The organism is Nitrosopumilus cobalaminigenes (genome assembly GCF_013407145.1).
Classification (GTDB): domain Archaea; phylum Thermoproteota; class Nitrososphaeria; order Nitrososphaerales; family Nitrosopumilaceae; genus Nitrosopumilus; species Nitrosopumilus cobalaminigenes.
This window is the reverse complement of the sequence record NZ_CP026993.1, coordinates 166570-186700: the sequence shown is the minus strand read 5'-3', so window position 1 is coordinate 186700 and position 20131 is coordinate 166570. Positions and strand designations below refer to the sequence as shown.

Here is a 20131-nt window from a genome sequence, read left to right as displayed (position 1 = left end):
CTTTTATTTACTTTTATCCAATTTTCGTTCAATTTCTTCAAATGTCTCCATATTGACTTCTAGAAAAGTCGAGATAAAGTAGTTCACATTGTATTTTTCTCCAACTTTACTGATCATGTTATTTTTTTCTAATACTCGTATATGATGTTGAATTGCCTTGTAATCAAGTCCAAATTCTTTTGCTAATTGATTTGTGTTAAACGGATTTTCCTTTAATTTTGAAATTATTTTTAAGCGATTTAGTCCCCCACGTGAACCTGCAAATACAAACCACAAGAGTCTCTTTGCATCTGGATCATTAGCCATAAGTTATGAAATTCCTTCCCATTTACTACTAAAAGGTATTCTGGGACAAAGTAGAAAGTATAAAAAACAAATCAGATAAATTTGAATGAAGAAGAAAATGATGTTAAATTATGATGCACCATTATACAGACCGCCATCAGAAGCTAGATCATTAATTTTTCAAGTAACTTTAGGTTGTTCATTTAACGAATGTTCATTTTGCGACATGTATAGATCAAAAGAATATTCTGAAAGACCATGGGAAGATGTTAAAGATGAAATTGATATGATGGCAGGTTATTTACCAGATACAAAACGTGTTTTTCTTGCAGATGGTGACGCATTAAATCTAGATTCTGAATATATGATTAAAATTGTAAAATACATTAGAGAAAAATTTCAAAATATTGAGAGAATTTCTTGTTATGCAATGCCTATGAATATTCTAAAGAAAACTTCTGAGGAATTAAAAAAGATGAATGAAGCAGGGTTAGACATGTTCTATCTAGGAATTGAAAGTGGTTCAGATGTTGTTCTAAAAAAAGTAACAAAAGGAGCCATTGCAAAAACCATCATTAAATCAGTAAACAAGGCAAAAGAAGCTGGATATGTAATGTCATGTATGGTAATTTTAGGATTAGGAGGGAAAAAATATTCAAAAGATCACATTAAAGGTACTGCAGAAGTTCTCAGTGCATGTTCACCAAACTATGTTGGGGCATTAACACTCTATTTAGAAAATGGAATCAAGCAAGAATTCATTGACAAGTATAAAGGAGAATTTGTTAGAATTAATGATGATGAATCTTTAGAAGAGCTATATGATTTGGTGAATCAAATTGAAACTAAAGAAGAAATTGTATTTAGAGTGAATCATGGATCTAATGCTTACACAGTAAAGGGAACATTCCCTCAAGATAAACAAGAAATGTTAGAAAAAGTACGATGGATGAAAGAACATCCAGAGATTGTACGCCCACAAGGATTACGTGGATTCTAGATTAGGTTTTCTTGATATTGATATACTACTTTGAAGATTTTAACTGAATAATCTCCGTCAAATATTTTACTTGAAATACCATTTTCAGAGTTTAATACTCTAAACTTGTACTCGTAACTACCATTTGCATTAACATCTGTTTGAGCAAAATGAACTGCATCATTTTCTTTAAAAATTTGAATGATTACCGGATATCCTTCCACATGATTGGCTATTTTTCCTTCAACAAATGCCCATGGCAATGAATTTTCTTCAGGAGAATGGAAAGTAACAAATGTTTTTTCAAGTGCCATATTTCCACCAAGTGGAATAATTTCAGTTTGAGATTCATGAGTATGGTCATTAATTAGAACTTGGCCTGAATGAGGATGTGCAAAAGCAGTATCTATGGAAAAAGACAAAAGAAAAGTCAAAGTCAAAATGCTAGAGAATAAAATTATTTTGTTCATATCGAAATGATTGATTCTAGTAGTTTAAGAATTTTTCAAACTAAAGATCATCAATTATAGATTTGAGATTTTCAGGAAGTTCTGGTAATTCAGTGTGGCTTTCATTATTTTGAAGAATTTCAGGACCAATTCGTCTAACTCTTTGTGTTCCAAGAAGAGTGTCTATATTTCGCTGAATATCTTTTTCAGATAGAATAGATTTGAGTTTTTCAGTAACAGTTGCTTCATTTTCATATTTTTTAATCCCATATTGGACAAGAATGATTTTTTCTTCAGATGAAAATTCAGTCATGATGTAGGCACATCATTAATGGCTAAGAATCTTTGGTTGATCAAATATAGTTAAAATATGATGAATTGTGAATTAACCTACTTGGCAAGTAAATTTCAATTGATTTCAAATGTTCTAACTACGAAAAGATATGCGTCAATCGCAATAATTGGTGGGACAGGTTTGGGAATCATCTACTACTTTTTGACAATGTCAATGCTTCCATCTCATTTAGAAACTACAATGGAGATTATGCCTTTTTACATTGTAACATCAATTGGATTGACAATCACAATCTCAGCATTAGCTGGAATCAATTTTGCAATGATGGCATTTAAAATTAAAAGGATGAAAATGATGAATTCTGTCAAATCAAACTCTTCAGCAGTGTTAGGAGGAGCATTTGCTGCATTCACACCTGGATGCCCTGCATGTACAGCACCTTTAGCAGTAATTTTAGGGGCAGTTGGAGGATTATCATTATTTCCAATGCAAGGATTAGAATTAAAATTCATTTCAGTTGGAGTTTTGATTTTTTCTATTTGGTGGATTGCAAGAGGACTTCAAAGTAAAAGTTGTTGTAAAATAGGCTAATTTTGATTCAAAGTATGATTTGTTTGGTTGAAAATCATTTTTGAAAATTAACCATTTTCTTTTAATTAGATTTTCACATAACATAGACATGTCAGCAATAAATAACGAATCAAAAAATAGATCAAATAGGAATTCTATTTTTATTATTGGCGGAGTAATTCTAGTAGGAGCTGTTTTACTTTTTGCCTATCTAATGTGGTATGTTGCCCCAGAAGAATATACTGAAAGAGTAGAAGTGATAGCTGTTACTGATGCAGGATGTATTGCCGAAACCTTTGATGGCTATGCAGTAAACATTGGAGATTGTCAAGCACAGCAAGGTGAATACGTCAATGCGGTAATAGACAAAAAAGTTAAGGAAAGAGCTGCTGCAATGAATCCAACCAGTTAATTTTTTAATCAGACTTTTTTGTTAGTCTTAATTAGACTACCAAAATTCCACTAGAGATTAGATATTGAATGCCTGCAACAAAATCAGAATCTGCTACTAATCCTTCTGACCACCAACCTGCATTCTTTTTGACCCAATCAGGAATTTCTTGAGATTCAGATGTAATGGAGTCAGTTGTTGGAATAAGAAGAATATCTTCCTTGATCAAAAATTGAAGTGATTGTACAAATTCTTGATCTCCAATTATACCAGAAGACCACCAACCTGCATTCTTTTTGACCCAATCAGGAACAGTAGGTGTTTCTTTCTTATCCATTTGTGATTGAGAAAGTTCAAAGTCAATTTGAGAAATTAGAAAATTTTCAAAGTTTTGATAATTTTGACCTGTTAAAATCAATTTCAATTGATATTTTCCATTTTCAGGAATGAAAATTGATTCTTTAGCCATTCCATTTTTTGCTAAAATACCAAGGTAAGATTCACCAGAACCAATATTTGACCAAATTTCTTTCCCAGATGAATCAATTATACTATATGCAAATAAGATTTCTTCTGCAGGATTATTCGAAGAATCAAAGAAAGAAAACGTAAAAGGAATATTTTTACCAGTTTCTAATTTTGAATCCCATGAAACATTTGCTGAGACATTATTGTCAAATTTTAAATCTAAAACACTGTATTCAATCAAATTTCCAGGTGAAATTTCAACGTTTAAGGAATTATCATTATTAAATGAGGGAAATTCTTCATTAGGAATCTCAATTTTAATTATATTGACATCTCTAGATGAAACATCAAATTCTATAAATTCATCATTTAGTTGTGTTCCTTCCACAAATACATCTACAGCGTATCCGTCTTTGAAGGATTCAAAGTCTTTTTCTAAAATTATTACTTGTTCGAAATTGGAATGATGTTGATGGGCATTTGGTTGAGGAGTTGTTTCAAAAGTTATCTTTTCTTGTGAAACATCATAGTTGAAATTTGAAGTTTCACTATTGTAGGATTTTATAGAGATAGGAAATTCCTGTGCATTTGCAGTTTTAACAAAAAATGTTTCTTTCTGAGGGATCTCTACAAATGTTTCAAAAAGTAAATCTTTGGTAGTCATAGTTTTTGGATTAGTTGCTCCTACAATGGATACGTTGATTTCATATTGACCATTCTTATCAAATACAGGTCCTTGAATAACAGGAATTGAATCACCTCTTGCATAATATCCGCCTGCAATAGGATGTTTTTCACCATAATACGTTGTGCATTTCCAAAGATCTTGATGAATACATTCTGATCTGGGTTTTATTTCTAAATCCAATTTTCCATCTTCATCAAAAAAATATTCATTTGCTACAAGATCATTCTTGTAGAAGATTTGAATTCTATATGTTACACTCTTTACATTGATGTCAGTATCACTATCAAATAGCCTGATTGAAAGATTGGGGTTTTCTGAATCATCTAATGTAAAATCTTCAGGAGTAAGTAATGCAATTAAAGATAATTTCAATCCATCAAAATCAACGGGTGGAGCAAGAGAACCAGAATGATGTTGTGCATATGCAGGAGAAAATGTCACAGCAATCAGCAATACAAAAACAACCAAAAATAATTTTTGAATCATATTGTCTATATTCAAAATTAATTAAAATATAATCTAAAATGTCGTATTTAGTTAGAAATTAGGCATAAAATGGGCCCACGGGGATTTGAACCCCGGATCTTCGCCGTGTAAGGGCGACGTCATAACCGACCTGGACTATGAGCCCAGAAACCTACCTTGTTAAAATCCATTTAAACTTTGAGACAAGAGAAAATCTAGAAATTTGATAATAAATTGAGATAATCATGAATGTTTTGAGTTTCTTTTCAAGTCCAATTGGATTAGGTCATGTAACTCGAGATATTGCAATAGTAAATAATTTTGAAAATATTTCAACCAATTTTGTCACAGGAAGCGGAGCTGCAAAAATTCTAAAAAAACTAGATTACAAAGTCCAAGATGTATACAGTCCACCATCATTTATCATTGAAAATGGAACATTGAAAAATCCAGCAAAATGGTTATGGAATTATTATCAATATTATAGAGATTGTAAAAATATTTCAGAAAAAATTCTTCAAAAAGATAAACCAAATTTAGTGATTAGTGATGAAGATTTTGCATCATTAACAATAGCACAAGAAATGAAAATTCCAACTGTATTAATAACAGATGTTTTAGAAACTCATTTCACTAAAGGAATAGCATCATTCATTGAAAAAAAGATGAATAAATCAATGCAGGAAATAATTAAAAAATGCGATACAGTTATTTTTCCTGAAAATGGAAAAGATGAGAATAATATTAAACGAGTAGGTCCAATTGTTAGACAAACAAATAGTACAAGAGAAGAATTAAGAAAAAAATTTTCTTTTGAAAAAAAGACCATCATCATATCTATAGGAGGAACCAATGCAGGAGTTTTTCTCATAGAAAAAGCATTAGAGGTAATTTCTAAAATCAATCAAGACATAAAAATAGTTCTGGTTTCAGGTCCTGCAGTGAATAAAGAATTCAAAAATGTAAAAAATTTAGGATTTGTAGATAATTTACATGAACTAATTTTTGCAGCAGATGTAATTATTTCATTAGCAGGAAAATCAACCATTGACGAGGCTAACGCTTATGGTACACCTTCAATATTCATTCCCATTAAAGGTCATTTTGAGCAAGAAGACAATGCAAAAGAACAAGGATTTGTATTTGAAGATATTAACAGATTAGAGGAATTAGTTTTAGAAAAACTTGAAACAAAAAGAAATCAAGTAAATACTGATGGTGCTAAAATAGCATCAGAAATTATTCAAAAATTGATGGTTTAGCAATCAAATGCTTAATAGATGGCCATTGGATTTTGATAAAGTATATTGACAAAGTTAATTGTTGCAAAATTTGGTGGAAGTGCCTTAGGTCCTAATGGCGAGACAATTCCCAAAATTATTCAAAGAATTTCAGATTTGAAAACAGATTGTAAAGTAATTACAGTTTTTTCTGCCCCATTAACAATTCACAATGAAAAAAAACGTTCTTTGACGGATGTCATTTTAGAGCAGGGTAAAAATGCAGAAAATGGGATAAAACCGTCTTTGGATGTTGTAAAATCAACTTATCAAAAAATTCTAGAGTTTGTTGATGAAAATAACAAAGAAAATTGTAAAAAAACTATAGATTATCATCTAGAAAAAGCACAAAGTGCCTTAGATACTGCATATAACAACAAAGAATTTATCAATGAAGTACGTTCTCAAGCATTAGCATTTTCTGGAGAAATACTGATGTCACATGTAATGAACCATATTCTAAGAAGTAATGGTATCAAAACTGAAGCAGTAGAATATGATGATTGGCCAATTATTACTGATCACAATATAGAATTTACAAATTTTCTCACTGCAGAATCCAGAGAAAAAATGGGTAAAATTGTAGAATTAGTAGACAATAATGAAGTAGTGACCATAGGAGGATTCATAGGAAAAACGGTAGATGGGATCACTACTACATATGAGCGTGGAGGTTCAGATAGAACCGCAGCTGATCTAGGAATATTATTTCATAAAAAATATGAAACAAATATTGATTTTGAGAAAGATAGTTCTGTAGTTTCTGCCGATCCAAAAATTGTAGATTCTGACTTGAGAGAGATCATACAACTATCATACAATGAAGCAAGATTAGCAGGAATGTTTGGAATGAAAATTTTAGATCCTATAGCAATTAAAGAAATTGTAGAAAACGGAGTAGACATGCCAATCACTATAACAAATATGAAAAATCCAGAAAAAATTACTACAATTAAAAGAAATCTAGATGAACAGAAAGGACATCCAATTAAAATAGTAACAGGAAAAGAGAATTGTGCTATTTTTAGAATTGAAACTAGTGCAATTCAAAAGCTGTTAACATCATTAGAAAAAGACAAACATTATAGTGAATTTATCATTTTATCTCCATTTACAAAAGATGGAATAGAATTTTCTAGAATATTATTTTTGGATGGAGAATATGTTAAACGAAATGAAAAGTATCTTTTAGGATTTGATTCACTTGCAACTATTACATACAACAGAGGAGTAATTACATTAATTGGTGATGAAATGTGGAGAGTTCAACAAGTAGCTTCTAGAACTAGTGCAAAGATTGGTGAATCAGGATTAAATATTTTAAACATGGATGCACAGGAAGAAACTTCAAGAATAATTATTGTTGTAGAAGATACACAAGATAACATTACAAAAGCAATCAGAGCAATACACCAAGAAATTTCAAAAATTAATTTTATTTAATGTAAAAGTGGCGTTACGGGATTTCTCCTGTAAACCGCCATCATGGGTTTATTCTTGGACCTTTATCTAGAGTTAGTCCGGCGTTACCCAAAACACGCGATACTATATGTTGCAATTTCTAGTATTTAGACCTGATCTATATAGATCCATTCACATACGCTCAGCTGCGTACCACAAAACAATTCCAATACCAAGTAAAGCATACCACTTGAAATTTTTCTTATTCATGAAAATATTGGCTGAGCCTAAATCCTCATCTTTGTATGTAGTCAAACGAATTTTTCTCATTTCAAAAGCCTGACCAACCAAACCTACTACGAGGCATGCAATTCCTGCAAAGCCCATAGTCCACTCCATACCATAATTTACTCTTTATCAGATATGTAGTTTCAGATATGCCAAATATTCTTCAAAAGATAATTCTTTAAATTAGCATGGATTTTTTGCTCTCCTATGAAAGAGATTGGTAAAATATGGATGAATGGAAAATTGGTTCCATTCAAAGATGCCAAAGTTCACGTATTAACTCATGCATTACATTATTCAACATCAATATTTGAGGGAATTAGATGCTATGATACTCCAAATGGATCAGCAATTTTCAGATTACCAGAGCATGTTGATAGATTTTTCAAATCTGCAAAATTATATTCTATGAAAATGCAATTTTCAAAAAAAGTAATTTCAGATGCAATCATAAAAACAGTTCAAGCAGGCGGACTCAAAGAATCTTACATTAGACCATTAGCATATTATGGATATGGAACAATGGGATTAACACCAACTACAAACAAAGTAGATGTTTCAATTTCATGTTGGGAATGGAAAATGGGGGAATCAAAAGCCGGTAAATTTTCTGGAGCAAAATGTAAAGTGTCTAGTTGGACTAAAATTGATTCAAGATCTCAACCAATGCAAGCAAAAGCTGCATCAAACTATGCAAATGCTGCTCTTGCAAGAATGGAAGCATTAGAAAATGGATATGATGAAGCCATCATGTTAAATTCAAATGGTAAAGTAGCAGAAGGTAGTGCTGAGAATATTTTCATAATTAAAGATGACATAATTCAAACTCCCCCACTTTCAGCAGGAGGATTAGAAGGAATTACCAGAGATGCCATTATTCAAATAATTGAAGAAAATGGTGGATTTGTAATTGAACGTGATCTGGAACGTGATGATCTGTATAACGCTGATGAAATCTTTATGACAGGAACTGCTGCAGAAGTAAAATCAGTTACTCAGATTGATAAAGTTAAGATTGGCAGTGGTAAAATGGGTACGATTACAAAAGCACTACAAAAATCATTTACAGATGTAGTCATGGGCAAAGATGAAAGATTCTTGCCTTGGTTAACATTTATCTAAATTCCATGAAGTTTTTTACCCACAATATAGAATAGAAATTATGGATTCTTGTGCTACTGGCGATACCCAAGAAATTTGCTGGTTTTGTAGAAAAGGTCGTCATGATGATTGTATGAAAGAGATTCCAACTCAGGGAAAATCAGATGGACCGCATGATTGTACATTTGATACAAAACTTATCCCTTGCAAGTGTCAACATTAACAATTAATCTCAAATACAGCTTTGTTTGAAAATGTCTATGAATTACAATAAAGAATTCTGGAATAAGTATTCAGATGAAAATGAAGCACGATATAACGAAGAATTTTCAAAATTTGTAAGAGATTTAGCAATTTCATTACGTTGCACAAGTGTATTAGAAGTAGGCTGTGGTACAGGAATTGATTTAAGACTATTTCCAGATACATTTCAAATTCAAGGAATTGATCTAAATGATAAAGCATTAAAAATTGCTAAAGAAAAAACAACAATTGCAAATTTTAAAAAAGGCGACATCACCAAACTTCCTTTTGAGGATTCATCAATAGATTTTGTTTTTACTCATGGATTGATGAATTATTTAGATGATGATGCGGTAGAAAAAGGAGTAGCAGAGATGTTTAGAGTTTCTAAAAGATGGATTATGAATTGTGAAAAATTCAATGAAGAAGAAAAGCAGATCGATGAAAATCAAAAGTTTAGAAACATGCAAAAGAAATGGCTTGATTACAAGGTAAAATTTGTCAGTAATGTCGACATGCATGAAGATATTGAACCTGACAAGCCTAGATTCACTCTACTGAAAAAACTCTAGTTTTATTTTGATTGTAGTTTTATGTTTTGTACAGATAATATTTTTGGCAATATGATAGTAAATGTTGTTGGATTATTTGAAACTGAGATTTCTCCTTGATGCTGCTCTATAATGTTTTTACAACTTGCCAAACCCAATCCAGTGCCCTTTTGTTTAGTTGTAAATAATGGTTCAAAGATTTTTTCTATGTTTTCATCTGGAATTCCATCCCCAGAATCAACAAATTTCAAAATTGCAACATTATCTTGATCACTTATGACAATGTCAATTTTTCCTCCTTCATGCATTGCCTGAATTGAATTTATTATAAGATTGATAAATACAGCATCGAGTTTTACTGCATCACAATCAATATGAACATCTTTTTTAGAAATTTTAACTTGCACATCTTTTGGAATATTTACTTTATCTAGAGAGCTTTGAACAAGTTCAACTAATGACACATTTACCAAGTTTAGTGGAGAGTTTCTGACATATCCTAAAACATCATCAACTTGATGAGATATTCTATCAATACTCTTTTCTATCAAATCAATTCGTTTAGTTACATTAGCATCAGATATTTTAGAATCTGCTGGACTTTGCTTGATTAAGTCAATGGACATTTTCATTACAGAAAGGGGATTTCTCAAGTCATGTGCAAGACGACCAGATAATTCACCAATTGCAGACAATCTTTCAGATTTGAGAATTTCATGGGTTTTTTCTTCAACAAGATTTTCAAGATTATCCCGTTGTTCTACTAGCTCATTAGTTCTCATTTTTACTAGGCGTGAAAGATTTTTGTTAATAGTAATTACAATTGCTGCAAATACAGCTAACATTGCTACAACACCCAACATTATGTTTTGAGTGGACGTTTGATCATCTGTTTCTATAAAAATAGAGTGAACAATAGAGATGAGTATAATCATACTGACAATAGCAACAGTTAATGGAATTCCAAATTTACTAATTGTTTCAAATTTGATACTTTCAGTAAAAAATATAGTTCTATTTTCTGATGTAGGTAAATTTGCAATTTTCAATCTAACATGAAAAGCAAAAATGATCAGAGTGTAACTATAAAGATACATCAAGTCAACTGGATGTCCGTCATAATATGCACCGTCAAGTTCAGCAAAGAGGAAGAAAATATCTGAAACTCCATATATTATAAAACCAAATAAAATCAACATCCAAGAAAGACTTGCTCCTTGTTTTGCAAGAAACAGTATACCTACGATTGCAGGAACCAAAACAATTGCACTTAGAACAGGATATGTAAGAGCAATAATAGTAGGAAATGCATCTTCTTCAAACATGTCATCATATGCAGCTAACACAGAAGGAACCAATAATGAAAATGCCAGTCCTATTGCAAATAACCAAACATTTCTAGGAACTTTTTTTATCACAGGTTTTAACGATAGGAAAAGAAACGCAGTAATTAGAGGATAAGATGCAACGTAAAAAATATCTGCCTCAGATGGAAATGGTTCACCCTCCCATACATGATCATATAGTTGCCAAATTTGTTCTGCAATAAACCAAAATGCTGCTGCTACAGCAAACATTGCATATCCTTTTGATTCAAAATTTTTCTGCTTATGTAATTTAATAGCAAGAATAGATGCATACAAAGTGACTACTCCTGGAAAAATAGCATATGCTGGAATAGCTATCAAAGAAAATTGAGAGTCGTCTAGAAAAGGTCTTGTTTGATAAATTAACGTAATACTCAACAATACAAGAATCAAACTAATGACAATTTTTTTTGGATTTTCCAGTAATGATGTGGAAATTGTATCTTTTTGACTCATTTCAATAATCCTCTTAACTTCATATTATTTCCAATTTTAATAGAATATACGTTTTCTAGTGATTTCAATTGCATTTTTCCTTAAAATGCATTGACAAAATCTATAATTAATTTGGCATATGTCATAATTTGGAATTACGTAGTGTTTAATAGTAAAGTATGAGAATACTATTCTGGGCATGGGTAGAATAGTACTAGTAGTAGAAGATGATGTAGATTTAATTGGAATTTACAAGGAGATTTTGGAATTACATGAATTTAATGTAGAAACTGCAATGAATGGAGAAGAAGGAGTTCAAAAATTCATTGACTGTAAACCATCTTTAGTAATAATGGATGGAGATATGCCAATACTAGATGGTTATCAAGCTTTCAAACAAATCAAAACAATTGATACAAATGCAAATGTCGTGATTGTTACAGGATTTTCAGAATTTGAACCAAAAAGTCAAGAAGCAATCAAAGAGGGATTAATCAAAGTAATTTCAAAACCGTTAGGAGTAGATGAATTACTTGCTCTAGCAAAAAAGTATACAGAAATCAAAGTAGAAGAATAATTTTTGAAATTAAGTTAAAAGCGGGTCTAAAGGGATTCGGACCCTTGACAACCGGATTAAGAGTCCGGTGCGCTACCTGGCTGCGCCATAGACCCACCGAAATAGATATGCCTAGAGTTGTTATTAATCTTAAGATTTTAAAATAAATGAAAATTTAGTTTTGTGCTTCTGCTTCAATTTCATTGTACTTTTCAATGATTGCTGTAAGTGCAGTTGAAACTGGAACATCGTTCATCTTTTTCTTTTCGGCTAGGAGTTTTTGGTATGCATCTAGTGTAATGTACACTGGAATTGAACCATTTCCTTCTAGTAATCCTCTAACGTTGTATAGAGCTGTTTCCATTCCTTTTTCAGCAGATTTTGCAAATTTTGCTTTATCCAAGATTGCTCCTAAAGGACCAAATGGCATATCATAATCTACTGACATGGTTACTCTTGTAAGATTATTACCTAATGCTTTGAATTCGTTAGTAATTTGCCAAGATTTGAAAGGACCTTCAATTTGTTTGGCAGTAATTTTTTCATTTCTAATGAATTCAGTTGTCTCACAATCCCACTCTAAACGTTTACCGCTAAAGTCACCGATAATTCTAAAGGTTGTACCTACACCCATTCCTTCTTTGATGTCCATAGGAACGACTGTCATACCTACTGCGTCATTTTTGATTTGATCAGAAACATGTTCTGGTCTTGCAAAGTAGGTGAAAACATTCTCTACAGGTGTTTTGATATCGATTGATTTTGTTACGAGGGTCAACGATTGAGATTCTTGCCAATAAGGATTTAAAGGTTTTGAAGATTTTCCTATAGGATTTGACTTACAATATATTCATCCTTCTCATTTAGGATAATGGATGGCAACTACGCGATCAGCCTTTTTGATCTTTATTTTGATTTTTGCATCATTTTCTGGACTTGGTACAGCATATGGGCATTCAATGTTCAATTCTGCTGAGCAATCAATAGGCGGGTATAGAGTTCAAGTGGCCACAGCACCAGAATTTCCACAAATTGATGAACCATCACAATTTCTAATAAAAGTCACAAGGGGATTTGACTATGACGAAGTTGAGGATTTTACTATGGGAATTAGAGTATATTACAATGAGCAGCAAGTAGATGCAATTCCTCCAACATCAGTGGATGGCTCCCATTGGGATTTTGACTATGTTTGGAGAAATATAGGAAATCATGTTGTTAAGGTGGATTTGTATGACATGGAAGGTTCAGATGGAATTTTGACTTATACTTTCAACATGGGAACACAAAGCCCATTTGGATTTTTATTCATTAGTGCAATTACTACGGGTGCTTTTGTATTTTTGGGAGTAATGTTGTACATATATCTACCAAAAATATTAAAAAAATCTAAGCAGTGATAGATTTAGAAGACTTTGAAATTCTAAATGCAAATAGAGTAGTTAACAACACCATAGCAAATAACCAAATTCCAATTCCCAAATGAATTGCAACTAATACAGCATGTAGTTTTGTATCAATTACTAAGGCGCCTAGTGTAATTTGTGTAATTACTAATGCAGTTGCAAGAGAGCTTGTAATTTTTATTTTTAAGTCAGAGTTCTTGTTAATCAAACTTGCAACCATAGTTGCAATTATCAAGACTCCAGTGGTTGCAGCAATCGTTCTATGAATCCATTCAATTAGATATTCTTCAGAAGGCATTATTCCATTTGGACATAAAGGCCACTCAGGACAAGTCAATCCCAGTCCTGCAGCAGAAATATACCCACCAATAAACATCAATGAATATAAAATAATCATTGTTGTTAATGCAAGATATTGTATAGCCAAAATTTTTCGTATCTAGTTAACTGTAACTATACCAGTCATCCAAGGATGTACCATACAAAAGTAAGGATAATCTCCTGATTCATCTAATGTGACTGAAAAAGTACCACCTGCCATAAACAGACTACTATCAAAGAGTCCATCAGGGGCTCCAGGGGATCCACTGGTTACTGTGTGAGCTGCTGTATCATCATTTGACCAAATAATTTCTTCACCGGCTGAAACTGTTACGTGATATGGAATATAGCATTCATTTGTTGCCTCACATCCTGGAACTCCGGAGCCATCTGGGAGAGAAATTGGTCCATCATATGCTACGGGTTCTGGTGCTGTAACTTCTTCCATTACCTCTGGTTCTGGTGCTACTTCTTCCATTACCTCTGGTTCTGGTACGGCCTCCATTACTTCTTCTTCAACTGAAGCATCACCTACAATGATTTTACCTACCATTCCTTGTTCTCTGTGGCCAGGAACTGTACAAATATAATAATAAATTCCATCTTCACCTGCAATAAATTCTGAAGAACCACTTTCACCTGGTTTTAGAGGGTTTGATGCAGTTGCAACTTCACTTCCTGGAATAATACCTCCAAAGCCTTCATCATCAAGAGTGACACCAAATGAATGAAATGATTTTCCGTCATTGACAACATCAAAGACAACTTTGTCTCCAACTGCCATATTGATTGTTGGATTGTTATCAGGTTCTCCTGGTAATGCGTTAAAAGCCAAAGTCCTAAAGTCAGATGATTCGATAAACGAGAGAGTTGACATTATAGTGGCACCAGTGTGTACTGCTGCTGCACCATGATCATCTCCACCTGCCATCATTGCTACAACTGGGGCTGGTTCGGATATCCAATAGTCCCACATTGAAAAGAAGATTGCTCCACCTACAATGCAGATTCCTAACATGATTATCATCATTTTTCCAGTTCTTGCTGGAGTGGTTCTGTAAACTTGGGAATTATCGTAACTCATTTCATATATCTCCTAATGTGATGGGTTCTTTGCCTCAAATGGATAATAGTACTTGCCACCGACACCAAATGGGTCTTCGGTATTTGCAAGTTGTCCCTTTCCTGAACTGTAAATCATATTTGCTAGGAAGATTGCCATACTGACACCAATAACCATTGCACCTACTGTTGCAATTTGGTTCATAGCAATCCATTCTGGGATTGGCGGATAATCGAAAATTCTTCTTGGCATTCCATACAAGCCAAGTACGTGTTGCGTAAAGAATACTAGAACTGTACCAACAAAGGACATTATGAAATGGATTTTACCCATTGTTTCATTATACATTCTTCCTGTTACATATGGGAACATGTAGTATAGGAAACCAATTGAACCAAATGCAATTGTTCCCATCACAAAGAGATGGAAGTGTCCAACTACCCAGTATGTATCGTGTGTTGTAAAGTCTAATGGCATAGCAGCGTTTGCAACTCCACCTGCACCTGCAGAGAAGAATAATGCAATTCCACCAACTGCCCACATCATTGGGGTTGAGAATTTGATTCTTCCATTCCACATTGTTGCTACAAAGTTGAAGACATGCATTGCGGATGCTGGAACTGCTGCAAGAGTTCCTACCATAAATACAGTTTTTTCAGTAAATGACATTCCGGTTGCATACATGTGGTGTGCCCATGATGAGAAACCAACAATAGATAACAAGACAAATGCAAAGACGCCAGAGTTGTAACTGTAAATTGGTTTTCTAGAAAATCTTGGAATGATTTCATACATCATACCGATTGCTGGAATTACCAATACGTACACTTCAGGATGGAATGTAAACCAGAACAAGTGTGCATATGCGATTGGATCTCCACCCATGGCTGGATTGAAAAATCCACTTACACCAAGTCTGTCAGTTAACAGCATCAATAGTGCTGCTGCAAATGTTGGAATTGCAACGAGAATAATTAATGATGATGATAAGAATGACCATGCTAACAATGGGACTTGTCCAATAGACATGTCAGGATGTTTACACTTGAGAATTGTTACTACAAAATTGATTGCACCAAGTACAGATGAAATACCCAAAATCTTTAGTCCAAATATCCACATGTCAGCAGCTGGACCTGGAGCACTGATGATTGAATATGGTGGTGTTGCATACCAAGTAAAGTCTGCAAAGCCTAACCAGATGAGTGCGCCTGCTGGAGGTATCATCCAAAATGCAATGGCATTAAGTTTTGGATATGCCATGTCTTTGTACCTGACCATTATTGGAACATAGTAGTTACCAACTGCAGATGCAAATGGAATGATAAACAAGAAAATTAATGTCGTTCCGTGAACTGTGAAAATTCTGTTAAAGGTCATTGCATCAGCAATAATTTGTGCACCTGGTAAGAACAACTCTGCTCTAATTGCAAGTGCCAAGGTTCCACCCAAGAACAAGAATGCTAGTGATGAAATTAAGTAAAGTAAACCAACATCAGTGTGATGTGTTGAAAACATTATTTGCCAAATTGGACGTGGTTTTTGTAATTCTAGAACCATTAGATTATCTCCTCAGTCTGAACCATTGAAAGTTGTGATAAAAGCGTTGTCAAGCCTTTGGCTCCTCCACAATTAGTGTTCCACGCATATTATAGTGAATCAATCCACAGTACTCTCTGCATTGAATGTCATGTTCTCCAGCATCAGTTGGAGCAAACCATACAGTGTTTACTCTACCAGGAATTGCATCCATCAAAACAACATAATCGTGAATGTTAAAAGCATGGTTTACGTCTTTAGAATGAATTTCAAATTTGTAAGCCTTGCCAACTTCAACATGTAATTCACCAATTTCTTTAGTACCATCTTCATGCTCAAAAGTCCAGAACCACTGTTGTCCTGTTACAATTATTGTTTCAGCATCTTCTGGAACATGTTCTACAAGTCTTTCTGCTTCCCAAGCTTCTGCTCCAACCCAACACATCAATGCTACAACAACTCCGATGTAAATCCATTCAGGCCAGTTAGAGTGTCCACCCATTATTACCAGTCCGTGCCCTCATATGGAGTTGGTTTAGCTTTAGGATGAGATTCTCTGAATCTCCAACATTGCCAAATAATTGTTCCAGATACTACTGCACCTACAGTAAATCCGACTGTCATTAATCTATAAAATAAATTCCAAATAACCACTCTACGATCAAGATATTCTCCAGGTTCATCACCTGCAGCAAATGCTAAGTCTATAGCTGGGACTATCATTAAAACTCCCAATACTAAGAATAATCCGACGAATTTCTTCATAGCGATTGAATGACGTGGCCTATAATTTCTATTTAAGGGTTTTCAAGATTATTAGCTACCAACCTTGATCGAATCTGGATGGATGCATTACATTAAGTCCGGATAGGGAGAATTTTTGTTCTTTTTCTCTAAAGATGTTTAGAGATGCATTTGCTATAATCAACTCAAAGAGATTGACAGGTGACAAGTCCACAATTGTTGAAAGCATTGCCTTGATTGGATCCATGTGAGTTACGAGTACAACATTTTCATCTGGATGATTTTCAGTCACATGATCGACTATTCCTAAAACTCGTTTTTTGACTTGATCAAAAGTCTCTACACCATTGTGAGCAATTTCCAATTCCCCATTATAGAATTTCATAAAGACATTACCATGACTGGTAAAAATCTCATCATATGGCATTCCAGTGAACTTTCCCATATCAAGTTCAATTAATCTCTCATCAACTGTTACATCAATTGAATTATGTTTCCCAACAATTTCTGCAGTATGTTTTGCTCGTTGAATTGGACTAGAGTAAATTGCTGAAACATTCATGTGTTCAAGTAATTCTGCTGTATGTTCTGCTTGTTTAATACCAGTTTCAGTTAATGGTACTCCTTCAGTTCTTCCAGCAAGTATTCTATCAGTATTATTTTTTGCTTGTCCATGTCTAAGAAAGATGATCTGACCCAATTTGATCGATTTTCAAATAGAGATAATAATAACATTGTCAGATAGATAATCATGAAAGTTGGAATAATTGGAGGAACAGGCGGAATGGGCAAAGGATTTGCTTTAAGATGGTCACAAAATTATGACGTAATTATTGGCTCTAGAGATGCTGGACGAGCATCCGAATCAGCTGTAGAATATACTAATCTTGCAAAAGAAGCATTTGGAGAAATTAAAGGATCAATTTCTGGAACCGATAATGTTTCAGTAGCAAAAGAAAGCGATGTTTTGATTTTATCTATTCCATATGAAAATATTGATTCAGTATGTTCAGGAATATTATCAGAAGTAAAAGATACTTGTGTTGTTGTATCACCAATTGTTCCAATGACTAAAACAGATGTTGGATTCGAATGTATTTCAATTAAAGACAACAAACCATTTTCATACAAACTTGTTTCAGAACATATGAAAGATAAATCAAAACTTGTTTCAGCATTTCATGTAATTTCTGAAAAGAAATTGGTAAATCCAACACTAGAATTAGATTATGATATTTTTGTGTGTGGAGATGATAAAGAATCAGTTGCAGTGGTAAATGGATTGATTGATGAAATCAAAGGACTACGATCAATTTACTTGGGACCAATTGAATTATCATATCTTGCAGAAATGTCAACTCCATTGCTACTAAATGCAATGATAAGAAATAAGATAAAGAATCCAGGTATCAAAATTATCTAAGCCTACATTTTCATTTATCATGAGTCACGAGTATTATCGACGAGGTCGAAATTGGTTTACAGCCATTGGTGTACTTTTTTGTGTGATGGGCGGAATAGTCCTCATTCAACAATTATTGATATGGGGAATAGAATTTGTGCAAGACTTTATGTTTAATGGTGAATTTACAAATGAAAAAGTTTCAGTTGCAATGCTAGGCTTTGGGATTTTTATGATAGCATTAGGATTTAGAAAACATGAACAAAAGAGATGACTTCCTAAAAGAACAAAAAGTATTACGATTAGCAACAGTTGGTAAAAACAAAACCCCACATATTGTGCCTGTATGGTATAGGTATAGTAGTAAAAAATTCTACATTGGGACAAACACTAAAACTCTAAAAGCAAAAAATGTAAAGAAAAATAATCAAGTTTCTTGTTGTGTTGATGTAGGAATTAATGCTCCAAATATTTACGGTGTTCAAGTACAAGGAAAAGCTAATTTGATTTTAGAGAATAACAAAGTCAAAACTATTGCAAAAAAGATTCTTTTAAGATATTTCAAATCATTGGAGAATAAATCAGCAAAAGAATTACTAGAGGATACTGATTGTATAATAGAAGTTGTTCCTGAAAAATTTACAGTTTGGAATTACTGACTAACAAATTCTTGGATTTTATTCATTGCCGAATCTAATATTTTAAGATCTGGTAGATATACAAGTCTAAAATGTCCACTTCCATATTGTTCCCCAAATCCAGAACCGTGAACAGTGAGTACACCTTTTTGTTCTAATAATTTTGTGACAAATTCTTTATCAGTTCCAAATCTATTATCTTCAATTTTTGGAAATGCATAAAATGATCCTTTAGGATTAGAACAAGATAATCCAGGCATTTCATTTAATCGTTTAATAACAAAATCTCTATGTTTTTTCATTTCTGAAACAAAGTCATTAATGTAATCTTGTGGCCCACGAAGAGATTCTAAAGCTGCATATTGTACTGGAAGACTGGTTGCAATTCTAACTCTTGCAAGTTTTGGGAGATGTTCTCGCAATTCAGCTAGTTGTGGAGATTGATTAAATGCAATGTAGCCAATTCTCCAACCAGACATCAAGTGAACTTTAGAAAAACCATTAAGAACAATAACTGGTGAATCACCAGCAACTTTTCCAATTCCAATAAATTTATCATCAAATACTATTTGATCATAAATCTCATCACAGATTATGTAGAGATTATGTTGATTTGCAATGTCAACGAGTTCTTTGAGTGCTTTTTCATTAAATACAACTCCAGTGGGGTTATTTGGACTGATTAAACAAATGGCTACAGTTTTTGAAGTAATTTTTGATTTTATATCATCAATGTCAGGAGTTGAATTGTTCAAGTCTACAGCAAATTCTACAGGAACTCCTCCGTGTAGTCTAACATATGAAGCGTATGGAGGATAGTAAGGCCCGGGTAGCAATACTTCATCACCTTCTTCAACAATTGAAGAGATCACCATGTCGAGTCCTTCAGAGACACCATTAGTGATTAAAATATCATCAGCCGTAATTGAGAGTCCTTTAGCATTTTCTTTTTTAGCTATTTCTTCTCTTAATTCCAAAAGACCTTCAGATGTAGAATAGAAATTATCACCGTTGTTAATTGCATTAATCAAAGCTTGTTTTACATTATCAGGAGGTTGAAATCCAAACTGAACAGGATCACCAATGTTGAGATAATCAACTTGCATGCCTTTTTGTTCTACTTTTCGGGCAGCTAGAACAATATCTCTAATTGCATATTCTACTCCAACTACTTTTTTAGATACCTTCAAAGTATCTAGACAGATA

The 20131-nt window shown here is 33.2% G+C and carries 27 protein-coding genes and 2 tRNA genes; 13 read left to right on the top strand and 16 right to left on the bottom strand.

What is annotated here, in order from left to right:
• Positions 1-3: 3 nt before the first annotated feature.
• Positions 4-306 (bottom strand): ArsR/SmtB family transcription factor, encoded by a 303-nt coding sequence (locus C5F47_RS01010; RefSeq protein ID WP_179361079.1) that lies wholly within the window; start codon positions 304-306, stop codon positions 4-6.
• Positions 307-403: 97 nt separating this feature from the next.
• On the opposite strand from C5F47_RS01010, the gene C5F47_RS01005 reads away from it, so the two are divergent.
• Positions 404-1285: a radical SAM protein gene (locus C5F47_RS01005; protein ID WP_179361739.1), complete on the top strand. Its 882-nt coding sequence runs from the start codon at positions 404-406 to the stop codon at positions 1283-1285.
• Here C5F47_RS01005 and C5F47_RS01000 read toward each other — a convergent pair.
• Both C5F47_RS01000 and C5F47_RS00995 read right to left on the bottom strand, forming a co-directional pair.
• Positions 1282-1734, bottom strand: a complete 453-nt coding sequence (locus tag C5F47_RS01000; protein WP_179361078.1) for a hypothetical protein — start codon at positions 1732-1734, stop codon at positions 1282-1284. The two genes, C5F47_RS01005 and C5F47_RS01000, sit on opposite strands and share 4 nt — an antisense overlap.
• A gap of 40 nt (positions 1735-1774) precedes the next feature.
• On the bottom strand, positions 1775-2026 hold the full coding sequence (locus C5F47_RS00995) for a hypothetical protein (RefSeq protein ID WP_179361077.1): 252 nt from the start codon (positions 2024-2026) through the stop codon (positions 1775-1777).
• Positions 2027-2107: 81 nt separating this feature from the next.
• On the opposite strand from C5F47_RS00995, the gene C5F47_RS00990 reads away from it, so the two are divergent.
• Positions 2108-2599: a hypothetical protein gene (locus C5F47_RS00990; RefSeq protein ID WP_246271131.1), complete on the top strand. Its 492-nt coding sequence runs from the start codon at positions 2108-2110 to the stop codon at positions 2597-2599.
• Between the two features lie 88 nt (positions 2600-2687).
• Positions 2688-2990, top strand: coding sequence for a hypothetical protein (locus C5F47_RS00985; protein ID WP_246271130.1), 303 nt, complete (start codon positions 2688-2690; stop codon positions 2988-2990).
• Positions 2991-3021: 31 nt separating this feature from the next.
• Here the strand turns inward: C5F47_RS00985 and C5F47_RS00980 are convergent, their stop codons facing one another.
• Positions 3022-4611 carry a hypothetical protein gene (locus C5F47_RS00980; protein ID WP_179361076.1) on the bottom strand — a complete coding sequence of 530 codons (1590 nt, stop codon included), beginning with the start codon at positions 4609-4611 and terminating at the stop codon, positions 3022-3024.
• A gap of 70 nt (positions 4612-4681) precedes the next feature.
• Positions 4682-4756, bottom strand: a tRNA-Val gene (locus C5F47_RS00975).
• Positions 4757-4835: 79 nt separating this feature from the next.
• Here C5F47_RS00975 and C5F47_RS00970 point away from each other — a divergent pair.
• Positions 4836-5852, top strand: a complete 1017-nt coding sequence (locus C5F47_RS00970) for a glycosyltransferase (RefSeq protein ID WP_179361075.1) — start codon at positions 4836-4838, stop codon at positions 5850-5852.
• 45 nt (positions 5853-5897) lie between these two features.
• A complete protein-coding gene (locus C5F47_RS00965; protein WP_179361074.1) occupies positions 5898-7313 on the top strand; it encodes an aspartate kinase in 1416 nt (471 codons plus the stop codon).
• A gap of 150 nt (positions 7314-7463) precedes the next feature.
• Here C5F47_RS00965 and C5F47_RS00960 read toward each other — a convergent pair whose 3' ends face one another.
• Entirely contained in the window at positions 7464-7670 is a 207-nt protein-coding gene (locus C5F47_RS00960; RefSeq protein WP_179361073.1) for a hypothetical protein, read from the bottom strand.
• Between the two features lie 96 nt (positions 7671-7766).
• Here C5F47_RS00960 and C5F47_RS00955 point away from each other — a divergent pair, with 96 nt between their 5' ends.
• From C5F47_RS00955 to C5F47_RS00945, 3 genes are read left to right on the top strand one after another with little or no spacing between them, the layout of a single operon-like run.
• The gene (locus C5F47_RS00955) at positions 7767-8681 is read left to right on the top strand and encodes a branched-chain amino acid transaminase (RefSeq protein WP_179361072.1); all 915 of its coding nucleotides are present in this window, start codon (positions 7767-7769) and stop codon (positions 8679-8681) included.
• A gap of 40 nt (positions 8682-8721) precedes the next feature.
• Entirely contained in the window at positions 8722-8883 is a 162-nt protein-coding gene (locus tag C5F47_RS00950; protein ID WP_179361071.1) for a hypothetical protein, read from the top strand.
• A 37-nt stretch (positions 8884-8920) separates the two neighbouring features.
• Positions 8921-9475 carry a class I SAM-dependent methyltransferase gene (locus tag C5F47_RS00945; protein ID WP_179361070.1) on the top strand — a complete coding sequence of 185 codons (555 nt, stop codon included), beginning with the start codon at positions 8921-8923 and terminating at the stop codon, positions 9473-9475.
• Positions 9476-9477: 2 nt separating this feature from the next.
• On the opposite strand, the gene C5F47_RS00940 is transcribed toward C5F47_RS00945, so the two are convergent.
• Entirely contained in the window at positions 9478-11277 is a 1800-nt protein-coding gene (locus C5F47_RS00940; RefSeq protein WP_179361069.1) for a sensor histidine kinase, read from the bottom strand.
• 178 nt (positions 11278-11455) lie between these two features.
• On the opposite strand from C5F47_RS00940, the gene C5F47_RS00935 reads away from it, so the two are divergent.
• Entirely contained in the window at positions 11456-11833 is a 378-nt protein-coding gene (locus C5F47_RS00935; protein ID WP_179361068.1) for a response regulator, read from the top strand.
• A gap of 21 nt (positions 11834-11854) precedes the next feature.
• On the opposite strand, the gene C5F47_RS00930 is transcribed toward C5F47_RS00935, so the two are convergent.
• Positions 11855-11928, bottom strand: a tRNA-Lys gene (locus C5F47_RS00930).
• Between the two features lie 59 nt (positions 11929-11987).
• Entirely contained in the window at positions 11988-12590 is a 603-nt protein-coding gene (locus C5F47_RS00925; protein WP_179361067.1) for an SRPBCC family protein, read from the bottom strand.
• Positions 12591-12687: 97 nt separating this feature from the next.
• Between C5F47_RS00925 and C5F47_RS00920 the strand changes: the two genes are divergently transcribed.
• The gene (locus C5F47_RS00920) at positions 12688-13212 is read left to right on the top strand and encodes a hypothetical protein (protein WP_246271129.1); all 525 of its coding nucleotides are present in this window, start codon (positions 12688-12690) and stop codon (positions 13210-13212) included.
• On the opposite strand, the gene C5F47_RS00915 is transcribed toward C5F47_RS00920, so the two are convergent.
• From C5F47_RS00915 to C5F47_RS00890, 6 genes are read right to left on the bottom strand one after another with little or no spacing between them, the layout of a single operon-like run.
• Positions 13202-13645, bottom strand: coding sequence for a COX15/CtaA family protein (locus C5F47_RS00915; RefSeq protein WP_179361066.1), 444 nt, complete (start codon positions 13643-13645; stop codon positions 13202-13204). The genes C5F47_RS00920 and C5F47_RS00915 overlap by 11 nt on opposite strands.
• Before the next feature lie 12 nt (positions 13646-13657).
• A complete protein-coding gene (locus tag C5F47_RS00910) occupies positions 13658-14623 on the bottom strand; it encodes a plastocyanin/azurin family copper-binding protein (protein ID WP_179361065.1) in 966 nt (321 codons plus the stop codon).
• 12 nt (positions 14624-14635) lie between these two features.
• Positions 14636-16162, bottom strand: coding sequence for a cytochrome c oxidase subunit I (locus C5F47_RS00905; protein ID WP_179361064.1), 1527 nt, complete (start codon positions 16160-16162; stop codon positions 14636-14638).
• A gap of 49 nt (positions 16163-16211) precedes the next feature.
• The gene (locus C5F47_RS00900) at positions 16212-16643 is read right to left on the bottom strand and encodes a cupredoxin domain-containing protein (RefSeq protein WP_179361063.1); all 432 of its coding nucleotides are present in this window, start codon (positions 16641-16643) and stop codon (positions 16212-16214) included.
• Between the two features lie 2 nt (positions 16644-16645).
• Positions 16646-16906, bottom strand: a complete 261-nt coding sequence (locus C5F47_RS00895) for a cytochrome c oxidase subunit II (RefSeq protein ID WP_179361062.1) — start codon at positions 16904-16906, stop codon at positions 16646-16648.
• Positions 16907-16961: 55 nt separating this feature from the next.
• A complete protein-coding gene (locus C5F47_RS00890; protein WP_179361061.1) occupies positions 16962-17585 on the bottom strand; it encodes a histidine phosphatase family protein in 624 nt (207 codons plus the stop codon).
• 51 nt (positions 17586-17636) lie between these two features.
• Here C5F47_RS00890 and npdG point away from each other — a divergent pair, with 51 nt between their 5' ends.
• The 3 genes from npdG to C5F47_RS00875 are packed head-to-tail and all read left to right on the top strand — an operon-like array spanning position 17637 to position 18946.
• Positions 17637-18308: an NADPH-dependent F420 reductase gene (npdG, locus tag C5F47_RS00885; RefSeq protein WP_179361060.1), complete on the top strand. Its 672-nt coding sequence runs from the start codon at positions 17637-17639 to the stop codon at positions 18306-18308.
• Positions 18309-18327: 19 nt separating this feature from the next.
• A complete protein-coding gene (locus tag C5F47_RS00880; protein ID WP_179361059.1) occupies positions 18328-18561 on the top strand; it encodes a hypothetical protein in 234 nt (77 codons plus the stop codon).
• On the top strand, positions 18545-18946 hold the full coding sequence (locus tag C5F47_RS00875) for a pyridoxamine 5'-phosphate oxidase family protein (RefSeq protein WP_179361058.1): 402 nt from the start codon (positions 18545-18547) through the stop codon (positions 18944-18946). The genes C5F47_RS00880 and C5F47_RS00875 overlap by 17 nt, the downstream gene beginning before the upstream one ends.
• Here the strand turns inward: C5F47_RS00875 and C5F47_RS00870 are convergent.
• A complete protein-coding gene (locus tag C5F47_RS00870; RefSeq protein ID WP_179361057.1) occupies positions 18940-20115 on the bottom strand; it encodes an aminotransferase class I/II-fold pyridoxal phosphate-dependent enzyme in 1176 nt (391 codons plus the stop codon). The genes C5F47_RS00875 and C5F47_RS00870 overlap by 7 nt on opposite strands.
• Positions 20116-20131 lie beyond the last annotated feature (16 nt).